This window comes from Pseudidiomarina terrestris (genome assembly GCF_030466375.1).
Lineage (GTDB): Bacteria > Pseudomonadota > Gammaproteobacteria > Enterobacterales > Alteromonadaceae > Pseudidiomarina > Pseudidiomarina terrestris.
The window spans coordinates 689,119-702,396 of the sequence record NZ_JAGGJE010000001.1; the positions used below are offsets into that span (position 1 = coordinate 689,119).

10 protein-coding genes and 1 tRNA gene are annotated in these 13,278 nt (G+C 53.8%); 5 read left to right on the forward strand and 6 right to left on the reverse strand.

What is annotated here, in order from left to right; all coding sequences use genetic code 11:
• Positions 1–102 precede the first annotated feature (102 nt).
• From hupB to ppiD, 3 genes are all read left to right on the forward strand, one after another.
• Complete coding sequence (gene hupB, locus J6J28_RS03235) at positions 103–375, forward strand: nucleoid-associated protein HU-beta (RefSeq protein ID WP_034773817.1); 273 nt, start codon at positions 103–105, stop codon at positions 373–375.
• 7 nt (positions 376–382) lie between these two features.
• Positions 383–459: transfer RNA gene (locus J6J28_RS03240), tRNA-Asp, on the forward strand.
• Positions 460–570: 111 nt separating this feature from the next.
• Entirely contained in the window at positions 571–2,463 is a 1,893-nt protein-coding gene (gene ppiD / locus J6J28_RS03245) for a peptidylprolyl isomerase (RefSeq protein ID WP_301719890.1), read from the forward strand.
• 95 nt (positions 2,464–2,558) lie between these two features.
• Here ppiD and J6J28_RS03250 read toward each other — a convergent pair whose 3' ends face one another.
• The 6 genes from J6J28_RS03250 to J6J28_RS03275 all read right to left on the reverse strand — a co-directional run bounded on the left by J6J28_RS03250 (position 2,559) and on the right by J6J28_RS03275 (position 9,602).
• Positions 2,559–4,346 (reverse strand): BatD family protein, encoded by a 1,788-nt coding sequence (locus J6J28_RS03250; protein ID WP_301719891.1) that lies wholly within the window; start codon positions 4,344–4,346, stop codon positions 2,559–2,561.
• Positions 4,340–6,154, reverse strand: a complete 1,815-nt coding sequence (locus tag J6J28_RS03255) for a VWA domain-containing protein (protein WP_301719892.1) — start codon at positions 6,152–6,154, stop codon at positions 4,340–4,342. The genes J6J28_RS03250 and J6J28_RS03255 overlap by 7 nt, the downstream gene beginning before the upstream one ends.
• Positions 6,154–7,143: a vWA domain-containing protein gene (locus J6J28_RS03260; protein ID WP_301719893.1), complete on the reverse strand. Its 990-nt coding sequence runs from the start codon at positions 7,141–7,143 to the stop codon at positions 6,154–6,156. The genes J6J28_RS03255 and J6J28_RS03260 overlap by 1 nt, the downstream gene beginning before the upstream one ends.
• Complete coding sequence (locus J6J28_RS03265; RefSeq protein ID WP_301719894.1) at positions 7,140–7,625, reverse strand: DUF4381 domain-containing protein; 486 nt, start codon at positions 7,623–7,625, stop codon at positions 7,140–7,142. Before J6J28_RS03265 ends, J6J28_RS03260 begins: the two co-directional genes overlap by 4 nt.
• Positions 7,622–8,578 carry a DUF58 domain-containing protein gene (locus J6J28_RS03270; RefSeq protein WP_301719895.1) on the reverse strand — a complete coding sequence of 319 codons (957 nt, stop codon included), beginning with the start codon at positions 8,576–8,578 and terminating at the stop codon, positions 7,622–7,624. Before J6J28_RS03270 ends, J6J28_RS03265 begins: the two co-directional genes overlap by 4 nt.
• Positions 8,579–8,645: 67 nt before the next feature.
• A complete protein-coding gene (locus J6J28_RS03275; RefSeq protein WP_301719896.1) occupies positions 8,646–9,602 on the reverse strand; it encodes an AAA family ATPase in 957 nt (318 codons plus the stop codon).
• 158 nt (positions 9,603–9,760) lie between these two features.
• Here J6J28_RS03275 and fadI point away from each other — a divergent pair, with 158 nt between their 5' ends.
• Complete coding sequence (gene fadI / locus J6J28_RS03280) at positions 9,761–11,071, forward strand: acetyl-CoA C-acyltransferase FadI (protein WP_301719897.1); 1,311 nt, start codon at positions 9,761–9,763, stop codon at positions 11,069–11,071.
• Positions 11,071–13,203 carry a fatty acid oxidation complex subunit alpha FadJ gene (fadJ, locus tag J6J28_RS03285; protein WP_301719898.1) on the forward strand — a complete coding sequence of 711 codons (2,133 nt, stop codon included), beginning with the start codon at positions 11,071–11,073 and terminating at the stop codon, positions 13,201–13,203. The genes fadI and fadJ overlap by 1 nt, the downstream gene beginning before the upstream one ends.
• Positions 13,204–13,278: the final 75 nt, after the last annotated feature.

Genomic DNA, 13,278 nt, shown 5'->3' on the forward strand with positions numbered 1-13,278 from the left:
TTGAACGAAGTGTTCAGGCTTGTTATAACCTTCGCTGGCCCATTCAAAATGCAAATGGAACCATGCAAAAATCTGATAATAACAATCTAAGGGGATGATACTGTGAACAAGTCTCAGTTAGTTGACAAAATTGCAGAGGGAGCAGAAATTTCAAAAGCTGCTGCTGGACGTGCTCTGGACTCTTTCATTGAAGCGGTAACTGATGCTTTGAAAAAGGGTGAGCAAGTTGCACTAGTAGGTTTTGGTACGTTCAGTGTACGTGAGCGCTCAGCTCGCACGGGTCGTAACCCACAAACTGGCCAGACTATCCAAATCGCTGCGGCGAAAGTGCCTTCTTTCAAAGCCGGTAAAGCACTGAAAGACTCAGTAAACTAATCACTGCGGAGCGGTAGTTCAGCTGGTTAGAATACCGGCCTGTCACGCCGGGGGTCGCGGGTTCGAATCCCGTCCGTTCCGCCAGCGAATAGCGAAAGTAACCCGAAGCATGTCTTCGGGTTATTTTTTTTCCGCGTTATGGGATAGAATAATGCGCGGTAAAAAAATCGAACACTTTTTGAGGTTAATAGAATTATGTTGGACAGGATTCGTGAAGGGTCACAGAGCCTTTGGGTCAAGATTTTCCTTGTTCTCATCGCACTGACGTTCGCATTGGCAGGGATTGGTGGCTACATTGCTAACCAACCTGAGCCGGCGGTGGCATTGGTGAATGGCGAAGAAATCACCCAGGTAGAGTTTGAACGTGCAGTGGAAAATGAGCGCAGTCGTCAAAAGCAGCAGCTTGGCGATTTTTACGACCAGCTGGCTCGAGACCCTGGCTACACGCAAAACTTGCGTGCTCGAGTGGTGAACGACCTGGTCAATCAAAAATTATTAGAGCAGGCGGCTAAGGCTCAGGGCTTGCGCGCGTCACCGGCGCAAGTGAAAGCGGCGATTCGTGATATCTCCAGCTTTAAAGTCGCCGGCCAGTTCGACAATGACCTCTATCAAACTACCTTGCGCAGCCTTGGCTACACGCCTGATGGTTTTGCTGCCTTAATTCGTCGTGACTTAGTGACCCAGCAGTTTGTGCAGGGGCTGGTCGACAGCGAATTCGTACTACCCAGTGAGGTGGATTCGACCCAACGTGTCCTTGGACAGTTGCGTAGCGGCCGTTATGCTGAGCTCACGACTGCTGATTATCTGGACCAGGTCGAGGTGACCGATACTGCGATAGAGAGCTGGTACAACGAGAATATCGAACGCTTCGCGATCCCTGAACAAGTCAAAGTTGCCTACGTGCTGGTGGATGCCGGAACCATTGCCGAAGAGATCGAAGTGACTGAAGAGGAAGTGCAAGCTTTCTACGAAGGTAATGAGCGTCGTTACTCTGAAGCGCCGCAGTATCGTTTCTCGCACATTTTAATCGAAGCCGGCGACGATGAGGCAGCAGCTGCTGCTGAAGCTCAGGCATTATTGGAAGAGCTGCAGCAGGGTGCGGATTTCGCCGCCTTAGCTGAAGAGCACTCAGACGATATCTTCTCAGGTGAGCAAGGTGGTGATCTGGACTGGATTGAGCCGGGCACCATGGACGCTGACTTCGAAGAAGCTGCTTTTGCTCTTGAGAGTGTGGGCGATATCACTGGCGTCGTGGAGACCAGCTTTGGTTACCACATCATCAAGCTTACCGATAAAAAGCCGGGCTCAGTAACGCCTCTGGCTGAAGTTCGTGACGAGATTGTCGCTCACTTGCGTGAAGAGCGCGTGAAGCAGCGTTACTATGAATTGCAGCAGGATGTCACCGAGCTGACCTTCGAGATTCCGGATACTTTTGCTCCGGTAACTGAAGACCTCGGTATCGAGGTTCAGCGGACGGATTGGTTCAGCCGTGAAAATGCCCCGGCAGTGATGCGCTCTCCAGCAGTCTTGGCTGAAGTTTTCAGTGCTGACCTGATTGCCGAGCAGCTGAACAGCGATCTGATTGAAATCAGTGACACCGAATCTGTGGTGGTGCGCGTTATCGATCATAAACCTGCCAGCACGCAGCCATTGTCCGAAGTACGCGAGCAGGTCGCTGAAAACGTGCGCCGTGAAGAAGCGCAAGAGCTTGCCCTGCAAGCTGCAGACGAAGTGCTGACCCAGGTACGTACCGGTGAACCTGTGAACTCGGTGGAATTTACTCCAGTAACTGAGGTATCACGGCAAACCACAGGGTTACCGCGCGCAGTTGTGCAGTCATTATTTTCCATGGCGGCTCCGGCAGAAGGTTCTGTCAATGTCGATACAGCCACTACCGCCAGCGGTAACGTCGTGGTGGTGGTATTGAGTAGTGTGAGCGAGGGCTCGGTTGATCCAGCGCGTACGACGCAGCTTCAGGAACAGTTAAAGAACAACTACATGCAACAGATGTATCAAGCTGTTATTGAAGCGCTACGAAGTGATGCTGAGATTGAAATTCTACTCAACTCAGGCAATGAAGAAGAGTAATTATCTTTGCTAGACGCCGTCAGCTAACTGACGGCTGTTTATGCAGAAAGTAGAAAACGCACACTGCTGAGGGTCACTTCAGCGTGTGCGTTTTTTTAATTGGGATAGAGGTCGGGCAGGTCGTTAACAGGTTTACCGCTGCTATCCTTTTTATCAGCCGCTTTTAATGCGGCCTGTAAGGCTCGCCACAAAGCTTTTCCTTCATGCCACTCATGTTGACCAGGAGCAAAGCGACAGCGCTGTAAATGCTCAAGCTGGCTGCGTAAGGGTGCATGGTCCAGTGTGTTCGTCAGCTGCGTGAGTTGGGCGTTATCTGCGCCAGTGCGTGCGCGTACCCAGCGCTTCAACAGTAGTTCAGCCGCTGCCGCATCATCGCGCATACAGGCATGCTTGATGGCCCGTAATTCTTGCTGCTGCCCGGCACCTTCAGGATTGGCCTCGGTGGTTACCGCTGACGGCTTAGCGCGGCGCAACCACAACATCCAAATTAAGGTAATTAACCAAAGTGCCGCAAAGACCACGGTAAGGATCTGCCAGCGCTTCAGCCGTTCTGTTCCCGCAACTTCGGACGTCGGTACCCGGGCTGGTTCTTTTGTGGTTTGCGCGGACGTGGCTGGAGGCTCTGCCGGTGCCGCAAGTTGTGATGCATTGCTGGCAGCAACGATGCTAAAACGCTGTGCCGGCGCCGTGGCGCGGTCTTGCTCACGCAGTTGCGTATTGAACCAAAGAATTGGCAGAGCGGGAATGACCAGCTCTCCGCCCTGATGAGGAATAATAGCAACGCGCACTGTCTGCTGCGAAACCATCCGGCCGTTACGTTGATTCACCGCAGACTCAGGCGCCTCGGGGTAAATACTGGCGCCGTCAATGGCCAGCGAAGCGACCAGTTCATCTAAGCGCGGCAGCTGGTCAGGCAACGGCCCAACAGCGGTCAGACGATAGGTCAGATTAATGGGCTCGCCTTGGGTAAACTGCTGCTGGGCGGTGTCATCCTGTTTACTACCTTCACTGCCGACACTCAGAGAAAGGGTTACGATCTCAGCCGGTAACCAGTTACTCTGCGGCGGCCAGCTGGCCGGTATAGGTTTGACCGTAATCGCCAGGTCCTCAGCGGCGGTCGTGATCGACTCGGTCGAAGAGAAGGAGGGAAACAGCGTACGGTTACTGTTGACGTTAATTTGCCCCTGAAACAGCGGTCCCCGAATGACCTGCTCGCCGGAGCGTTGCGGAATGACCACAAAGTTACGTGAAAATACCTGAAATTTGCGGCCGTTGATGATTTCTGTGGACTCGTTATCCCGGCCTACCTGGCGGATATCTGCGTCCTCGAGTTTTGGCGGGATGATGTTACCGCTGTGTAAGTTTGCGGCGAGATAAAGCTTGGCTGTTAGCTGCACCTGTTCCTGCACATAAAGTTCTGTCCGGGCCAGCTCAACGCGCATAAAAGCCTTGCGCTGATCCAGTAGCTGATCGCTTTGTGCGGCAGAGAGTACTTCGAGCTCAATGGAATTACTGCGTGTGCCGAGCAGTTCAATGGGGCCAATAGTGTAATTACCGGCGTCACTGGGTGCACGTATGATGGTATTAAAGGTGGTCTGTTCGGACGTTTCACCATTAATGATTTGCGTGCTGCGGCTGCTGGAACTGCCCAGTACCTGCAGGTTTGGTAATGCATCTTGCGGGCGCCATTCGCTGTCATTGACCAGCTGGTCGACAGTGAGGGTAAGAATGAAGGTATCATTTGCAGCGATAGGATTCTTGTCGACACTGATAGCTACCTCAGGAGCTGCAGCGGGCTGCGCTATACCGGGCTGACCTGACAGCAGAGCTGCAAGCAGCATTACCGTGAGCACAGAGAAAATTTTGCTTCGATAAACTACCACTGTTTTTGAACTCCTTGCGGCTGACGTTGTTGGGTACGGCGCTTTCGGGCTTCTTCAAGCATTTTTCGTTGCAACAAATAAGCAGGGTCGTCTTCGATACGGTTTAACCACTGTTCCATTTGTTGTCGCTGTTCTTCGCTTAACGGGTCTGCCTCACCTTCCTGGCCGGGTAAAGGTTCGCCCTCCTGAGCTTCCGCTTCAGGGTCAGCATCTCCGGCCTGCGGCTCTGCCGGCGGTTGCGGTTCGCCCTCTGAGGCCTGCTCTGGCTCCTGCTGTTGCGGCGCTTGTTCAGACCCCGATGGTGACGCATCATTTTGTTCGCCATCAGCGCTTTCTTGTTGCTGGGGCTGCTGTTGTTGCCCCTGACCTTCGCCTTGCTGCTGTTGTTGCTGGCGTTGTTGTTCTTCTGCAGCTTGTTCCGCTAAGGCGAGATTGTCCCGCGCTTTGGCAAAATCGGGGTCACGCTCAAGTGCCTCCCGATAGGCATTCGCCGCTTCATCAAACCGTTCGAGCTGCATCAGACTGTTGCCTTGGTTATAGAAACCTGCGGGATTATCGACTTGGGAAAAGTCCACCACCGCCTGTTCGTAATTACCGTTGCGGTAGTTCGCGGCACCACGCTGCCAGGGGTCTTCAGCGATTCTTGCCGCGCGCTCATAGTTTTCATTACGCAGCGCTTCATCGGCGTGTTGGTAGGGCGTCTGCCAGAGTTGTTCGTCCCAGCTCAGACCTTCGCTGGAGCTTTGCGCTGCCGCCGGCGGCACCAGCACCAATTGGCTGGCACAAATAACGCTAAATAAGGCAGTAAAGAGTACACCCCGGCGCGCCAACGGCAGCATTGCCAGCAATGCGAACAACACCAGCCAGGGACCCAGGTCGTACCAGGTATCGCCCTGCTGGTCATCACGGTCTTTACCATCGCGGGACAGCGGCGGTAAACCACTCAAATAAATAATGTCCTGCTGATCCTGACGCAACTCGGCGAAACGACCGTTACTCAGTTGTGCTAACCGTTCGAGGCGTGCTGGTGTCATTTTCGGAATCACCACATCGCCACCTTGATCACGTAACAGCTTGCCATCCTCAAGTTCAATCGGCGCGCCTTGCTCGGTGCCCACGGCTAGCACAGCCAAACGGTGCGGATGGTTACGAACAAAACTGGTAAGTTCCTGTTGATCGCGAGTATCAATACCGTCAGTGAACCAGTAGATATCGCCCTCAGCATAGCCTGCTTCACGAAGTAACCGGTCTGCCAGCTGCAGGGCACTCAGCGGATAGCTGCCAAGTTCCGGCATGATTTCGGGCCGTAACGCGCGAATGAGATTACCAAGACTACTCGCATCGGCGGTCAGCGGACTAATGACGTAGGCATCGCCGGCGTACGCGATCAGGCCGGTTTCACCATCGAGGTGCTCATCGGTGAGTTGCATGGCCTTGTATTGCATTTGCGTCAACCGGTTAGGGGGCACATCCGTTGCGCGCATGGATAACGACATATCCAGCACCACTACCTGCCCCGCATTGAGTTGGTAGACTGGCTGTGGAATCCGTTCCCAACTGGGACCCGCTCCGGCCAGCACCAGGGCGACTAAGGCTAGCGGCAAGCTCCAACGGAGCGCGCTGCGTTGTGTTTGTTGCTGGCTAACGACCAAGACCTGGGCCAGGTGCGGAGCAATCACGCTCTGCCAGCCATTGGCTCGGTGGGCGCGACGCCAAAGCAACCAGGTAATGATAGCTACGGGTAGCAAAGCCGTGAGCCACCAAGGGCGTAAAAAGTGGAACTGTTCCAGTATCTGCTCAAGCGGCATCAGAACGCCCCCCTGCTGCGGCGACCGGCTAATTTGGCCAGACACAGGACCAACAGCAATAGCAATGCTGCGCCGACAGGCCAGTAAAAGAGTTCGGTTTGTGGCCGTCGAAGTTGTTCATCCCCGGTGACCGGCTCATAGCGGTCGAGGGTTTCGTAGATGGCCTCCAGTTCCTCTGTACTGCGCGCCCTGAAGTACTCGCCACCCGTGGCCTCAGCAAGCCCGCGCAGCATATCTTCGTCCAGATCCCGACTCGGATTAACTTTGCGTTGCCCGAAAAAGCTGTCGACCAGGACTTCTTCGGCGCCAACGCCAATGGCGTAAATTTTAACGCCGTAATAAGCAGCGAGTTGCCGTGCCTGTCCGGGGGATACATTACCGGCGGTATTCTGGCCATCGGTCAGCAGGATCAATATCTTGTTCGACTGCTCGTTATCGCGAAAACGTTTCACCGCCAGCGCCACGGCATCGCCAATAGCAGTTCGCTCGCCGATCAAGCGCAACTGAGCTTCACTCAACAGTTGTTCAACGGTGCGCAGATCATAGGTAATGGGCGACTGCACATAAGCAGTGTCGGCAAATAAAATCAAGCCGAGCTTGTCGCCTTTGCGGCGGGTGATGAAGTCGCTGACGACGTGTTTAACCATGGTCAGGCGATTCACTTCCTGGTTATCAATGCGCATGTCTGCGATTTCCATACTGCCGGAGAGATCCACTGCCAACACCATCTCCCGGGCCTCGCTGCGGATCTGTACGGGTTCGCCTAACCACTGTGGACGGCTGGCAGCGGCAACCAACAGCGTCCAGATTAAAATAGCGAGCAGCGCTGACCACCACTGTCGCGCGGCCGGATCCGGTTGGCTGCTGGCCTGTGCCAAATGTGGCACACGCAGGGTTGAAAATTGCCGTTGTTGGGGGCGACGTAGCCACCACAATAGCGGGCCAAGTATCCAGGCCAGCGCTAACCATGGCCATCCGAATTCGATCATTTGGCCTCCTCAACAGTGAGCTGCGTCGAGGATGGCGGTAGTGCGTGCATCATCCAGAAGCGGGCAAATTGATAATACTCGTTACGTAGGCGCGGGGCCTCGTCGTCAGTCGGTTGATAGGCCGCATGTTCCACCTCTACCAGTAGGTCGACAAAGCGCGCTGCCTGGGAAGAACTAAGTTGCTGCAGAAGGAAGTCACGCCATGCCGAGCCGGTAAGTCCTGCGATAGCGGGGCTGGGATAGTAACCCAAACACGCGCGTTTAAGCAGCAAAGTGGTGCTGTTCAAGGGCAGCAGCGGGCTCAGTTGAGTGAGTGCTGCGCGGCGTACCCGCCGGCGTCGATAACTACGTACCGCCAACCAGGTGAGCAGGCCCACAGTAATGATTGATACCACCGCCAGCACGTACCAGCCGGGCGCAAGCGGCCACCAGCTGGCGGCGGGCGGCAGGATAATATCGTGGAGTTGTTCAGGTGCTGTCATCGCATGACCTCCGGCCACTGGTTCTCAATCGCATCGGCGGCACTGAACTGATGCAGCTCAAGGCTGAGCTGTTGCAAATTTTTGAGCAACTGCTGTTGTTGCTGCATGGCGTTATCCCGGTAGTGTTGCCGCGCAGCGTTGTCGCCAGCAGCAAAATGCCAGGATTTTCGGCCATCGGTCAGGGCTACGTCCTGCTGTTCCAGCTGCGCAGGCAGGGCGGTTTCAACTGGGTCCAGGCATTGCACCGCTTGCACTGAGCAGTGGCGCTGCAAGGACTGCAGCAAAGAGATGGTGTGTTCGGTAAATTGGGAAAAGTCACTTATCACATGAATGATAGTCCCAGGTTTTGCGACTTGCTGCGCACGCTGCAATAAGCCATCAAGGACGGGTTCCGAAGTCTGCTGACCTTGTTGCCAGGCAGCCAGACTCTCGTTCTGCAACTCGACCAACGCATGCAGGATGCGCAATACCCCATGCTGTCTGCCTTGCGGCCGAACTTCCTGATGCCGTGCCGGATGACCAATGAGGGCACCAACGCGATCACCGCGCTGGGAGGCCAGCCAGGCCATGGCTGCGGTAATATGGCAGGCCTGGACGCTTTTCAGTAGCAGCGCGCTGCCCAAATGCATGCTATGGGTGAAGTCGACGATAAACATCACTGGCCGTTCCCGCTCTTCGCGGAACAGCTTGGTATGCGGTGTGCCGGTGCGTGCGGTGACCCGCCAGTCGATTGCCCGGACGTCGTCACCCGCCTGATAATGGCGCACTTCATCAAACTCCATGCCGCGGCCACGGGTCTTACTGAGTAATGCCCCGGTTTGTGCCTTGGGTGGATGCAGCCGGCGATGGCGGGCAAAGGCACCGATTTTGCTGCGGTAGTACATCAGTTCCGCAGTGCCGACTTGCACACCGTTACTATGCCACTGCTGGAGCCATTCCTGCGTTTGCGTCATGTTTAGAATCACCGGCCTCTAGTGAGTTTTGGGATTAAATTCAGGAGTTTGATACAACGTCATATGCTTAGGGTGTGGCAACCTCTTGTAGAATAACCTGCAGGACCTTGTCTGCGGTAATGCCATCAGCCTCAGCCTGATAGCTCAGAATAATACGATGTCGCATCACCAACGGGAACACCGCCTGAATATCATCAGGAGTGACAAAATCACGTCCGGCCAGCCATGCTTTTGCGCGGGCGCAGCGATCCAGAGCAATGGTCGCCCGCGGACTCGCACCGTAACTGAGCCAGCGCACCAGATCGTCATTGTAATGCTCAGGCTGCCGTGAGGCGATGACCAGTTGCACAAGATAGTTCTCAACGGTCTCATCCATAAAAATTTCGAGGACTTCTTTACGCGCTTTAAAAATATCGTTTTGTTGCAGCGGGGTTGGCATGGCCACTTCACCGTGGAGCTCTTCACCGCGGTTCAGGCGCAGAATATCAAGCTCGGTATCTGCCGCAGGGTAGTCGAGATTAAGCTGCATTAAGAAACGATCCAACTGCGCTTCGGGTAACGGATAAGTTCCTTCCTGCTCAAGTGGGTTCTGAGTGGCTAACACCATAAACAGCTCGGTTAGCGGATAGGTGGTTTGGCCAACACTGATCTGGCGTTCGGCCATAGCTTCCAGCAACGCCGACTGTACTTTGGCCGGGGCGCGGTTAATCTCATCAGCAAGAATCACATTGTGAAACAGGGGACCCTTTTGAAAAACGAACTCACCGGTCTCTGGGCGGTAGATGTCGGTACCGGTTAAATCCGCGGGGAGCAAATCAGGGGTGAACTGAATCCGGTGGAAATCCCCTTCAATACCTTTTGCCAAAGCATTTACAGCTCGCGTTTTGGCTAATCCTGGTGGACCTTCAACCAGTAAATGGCCGTCGGCAAGCACCGCAATGAGCAAACTTTCAGTAAACTCTGGTTGGCCTAATACTTGGCTATCCAGGTAATTGCGCAGGCTTTGAAACTGTTCAGCAGCCATGTTGACCTCTAAAGTGGTAGCGTGTGTCTATACTCTAATATGCACTGTACCGAAAACAAGAGTTTAATTCTTGGGATGAACCCGCTAAAATTTGTAATAAACTATGAGGTCAGACCAGATTAGAGATGACCCAATTCACCGAACAGAGGTAGTTGAACATGACGTCACGTCAGCAATTGACAACCGCAACAGGTGACCGCATTGCTGTGGTTGCTGGCTTGCGCACACCGTTTGCCAAGCAAGCGAGTTACTTTCACGGCATTCCAGCGCTTGATCTTGGCAAAATGGTTGTCCAGGAAATGCTCAATCGTTATGGGCTGGAAGGCAAAGAAGTAGAACAGCTGGTTTTCGGCCAGGTGGTGCAAATGCCGTCTGCTCCTAACATTGCCCGGGAAATCGTTCTGGGTACCAGTTTACCTGTCAGCACTGATGCTTATAGCGTCTCCCGCGCCTGCGCAACCAGCTTTCAATCTACAGTGAATATTGTCGAGAGTATGTTGGCCGGTAATATCAGTGTGGGTATCGCTGGCGGAGCTGACTCTTCGTCGGTGTTACCGATTGGCGTTACCCGCAAGCTTGCGATTGCTCTGGTGGATTTGAACAAGGCGCGGACCTTGGGCCAGCGCCTCGCGATTCTGAAGCGCTTGCGCTTTAAAGATTTGGCTCCGGTGCCGCCGGCGATTGCCGAGTACAGCACCGGTCTCACCATGGGGGAGACTGCTGAACAGATGGCGAAAAGCCACGATATCAGCCGCGCCGACCAGGATGCATTAGCACATCGCTCGCACTCACTGGCCCATGAAGCCTGGGAAGCGGACAAGCTGAAAGATGAAGTCATGACCGCCTATGCTGAACCCTATAAGGATTTTCTGAAGCGCGACAATACCATTCGTAGTGACAGCAAGCTGGACGGTTATGTCAAACTCAAACCTGTATTTGATCGCAAACATGGTTCTGTTACGGCCGCCAACAGCACACCGTTAACCGATGGCGCCGCTGCGGTACTGCTGATGACAGAGAGCAAGGCCAAAGCGCTTGGCTATGAAGTGCTGGGTTATATTAAGAGCTATGCCTTTAGTGCGATCGGAGTAGAGAAAGACATGCTGATGGGACCTTCTTATTCGACCCCCATCGCGCTGGACCGTGCTGGCATGAAGCTGTCTGATCTTGACTTAATCGATATGCATGAGGCCTTTGCAGCCCAGACGCTGGCGAATGTCAAAATGTTCGGCAGTAAGAAGTTTGCCGAAGAAAAACTTGGCCGCAGTGAAGCCATCGGCGAGATCGATATGGATAAGTTTAATGTGCTTGGCGGCTCGATCGCTTACGGTCACCCGTTCGCAGCGACCGGTGCACGGATGATTACGCAAACCTTAAATGAGCTTAAGCGCCGAGGTGGCGGAACCGCTCTGACCACGGCATGTGCCGCTGGTGGTTTAGGTGCAGCAATGATTTTGGAGAGTAACTAATGAGTGATACGCAACGTGCATTTAGCCTGGAAACCCGTGACGACGGCGTCGCGGTCATTCATATTGACGTGCCCGGTGAGTCAATGAATACCCTCAAAGCGAGTTTTGCTGATGAGGTCAGTGACGTACTGGAAAAACTCGAGCAGCTCTCCACTCTCAAAGGTGTGGTGGTGATCAGTGATAAGCCCGGCTCCTTTGTGGCCGGCGCTGATATCAGCATGATTGATGACTGCGACACTGCCGCCGATGCAGAAAGTCTGGCGCGGCAGGGGCAGGCAATGTTTGATCGCATTGAGCAACTTAAGGTTCCAGTCGTCGCAGCCATTGATGGTGCTTGTCTTGGCGGTGGTCTGGAGTTAGCTATGGCATGTCATTATCGAATCTGCACCGACAGCGATAAAACTAAGCTGGGGCTGCCGGAAGTTAAGCTGGGTTTATTACCCGGCTCCGGCGGTACGCAACGCCTGCCGCGACTCATTGGTTTGCAAAAAGCGTTACCACTGATTTTGCAGGGGAAAGAGTTGCGAGCAAAACAAGCGAAGAAGCAGGGTATTGTTGACGAAATCGTGCCTGCGAGTATTTTGCTGGAGGCCGCAGTAGAAAAGGCCCTGAACAGCAAGGCTAAAGTGCAGAAAGTTAAACTCAGCCTGTTTAACAAGGCGCTTGAACGCACTCCGCCCGGGCGTAAGCTGATCTTCAAAAAGGCTCGCGAACAAGCACAGTCCAAAGGTAAGGGGAATTACCCGGCATTGGATAAAATTATCGATACCATTGCTTATGGTGCAGAACACGGCTTTAGCGAAGGCCTGGAGTACGAAGCACGCCAGTTTGGCGAACTGGCAATGACGCCCGAGTCGAAGCAACTGCGTGGCATTTTCTTTGCCACAACGGCAATGAAGAAAGAAACCGGTGCCGGCGATACCAAACCCGGCAAACTCGACCGTATTGGTGTGCTGGGCGGTGGACTGATGGGCGGCGGTATTGCTTACGTAACAGCGATAAAAGCTGAACTGCCGGCACGTATTAAGGACATTGAGGAGCAGGGCATTGCGCACGCGCTGAAATACAGCTACGACTTGTTAAACAAGAAAGTAAAGCGCAAGCATATGCGTCGCGCTGAGCTGGAAAAGTCCATGTTGAGGCTTAGCGGCTCACTTGACTACAGTGGTTTCGAGCGGGTCGATCTGGTGATTGAGGCGGTGTTCGAAGATCTCGAACTGAAGCAGAAGATGGTCGCGGATATTGAGTCTGTTGCGCCGGAGCATGTGATTTTTGCCACCAACACCTCAAGTCTGCCCATTACGCAAATTGCGGCAAAAGCAAAACGTCCGCAGAATGTAATTGGTTTACATTACTTTTCGCCGGTTGATAAAATGCCTCTGGCGGAAATTATTACCCACGAGAAAACTTCGGCAGAAACCATCGCGACAACGGTTAAGCTGGCGAAGAAACAGGGCAAAACGCCGATTGTTGTGAAAGATGGTGCAGGTTTCTATGTCAACCGTATCCTAGCGCCGTACATGAACGAGGCTGCTCGTCTGGTGTTAGGTGGCGAGCCTATTGATGACGTTGACAAAGCCCTGGTGAAGTTCGGCTTCCCGGTGGGGCCAATGAAATTGATGGATGAAGTGGGGATTGACGTTGCTGCAAAGGTCGCGCCGATTATGGCTGATGAGCTTGGCGACAGATTCCGTGCTCCGGATGCCTTCTCGAAGCTGCTGGATGATGATCGCAAGGGTAAGAAGAATAAGAAAGGATTTTATGCTTACGGCGATAAAGCATCGGGTAAGGATGTTGATACCAGTGTTTACTCTCTGTTAGGCGTGCAGCCTGATAGCAAGCTGACAGCAACAGAAATGGCTCAGCGTACGGTCTTCCTGATGCTTAACGAGGCGGTCTACTGCCTGGCTGAAGAGATCATCAGAAGTCCGCGTGACGGCGATATAGGGGCTATTTACGGTATTGGTTTTCCACCATTCCGCGGTGGACCGTTCCGCTACATGGATAGTCTCGGTTGTGCGGAAGTCGTTGGTCAGTTGCGCGCTTATGCAAAGCAACATGGCGAACGTTACGAGCCGGCGCCATTGTTAGTTGAAATGGCGGAAGAAGGCCGCACGTTCTATCAAGATTAAGTTGTTGTAGCCGTTGGCGGTGCTCGTATGAGGGCACCGTCAGGGGTTAACTTAGGAGGTTATTGTGCTACTCGC

What these genes read in the sequence shown, in the direction of transcription:
- J6J28_RS03255 (WP_301719892.1), bottom strand. Translation starts at nt 6,154, where the DNA reads ATGCCGCTTGAGCAGATACTGGAACAGTTCCACTTTTTACGCCCTTGG.
- J6J28_RS03260 (WP_301719893.1), bottom strand. Translation starts at nt 7,143, where the DNA reads ATGATCGAATTCGGATGGCCATGGTTAGCGCTGGCCTGGATACTTGGC.
- fadJ (WP_301719898.1), top strand. Translation starts at nt 11,071, where the DNA reads ATGAGTGATACGCAACGTGCATTTAGCCTGGAAACCCGTGACGACGGC.
- fadI (WP_301719897.1), top strand. Translation starts at nt 9,761, where the DNA reads ATGACGTCACGTCAGCAATTGACAACCGCAACAGGTGACCGCATTGCT.
- ppiD (WP_301719890.1), top strand. Translation starts at nt 571, where the DNA reads ATGTTGGACAGGATTCGTGAAGGGTCACAGAGCCTTTGGGTCAAGATT.
- J6J28_RS03265 (WP_301719894.1), bottom strand. Translation starts at nt 7,625, where the DNA reads ATGACAGCACCTGAACAACTCCACGATATTATCCTGCCGCCCGCCGCC.
- J6J28_RS03275 (WP_301719896.1), bottom strand. Translation starts at nt 9,602, where the DNA reads ATGGCTGCTGAACAGTTTCAAAGCCTGCGCAATTACCTGGATAGCCAA.
- J6J28_RS03270 (WP_301719895.1), bottom strand. Translation starts at nt 8,578, where the DNA reads ATGACGCAAACGCAGGAATGGCTCCAGCAGTGGCATAGTAACGGTGTG.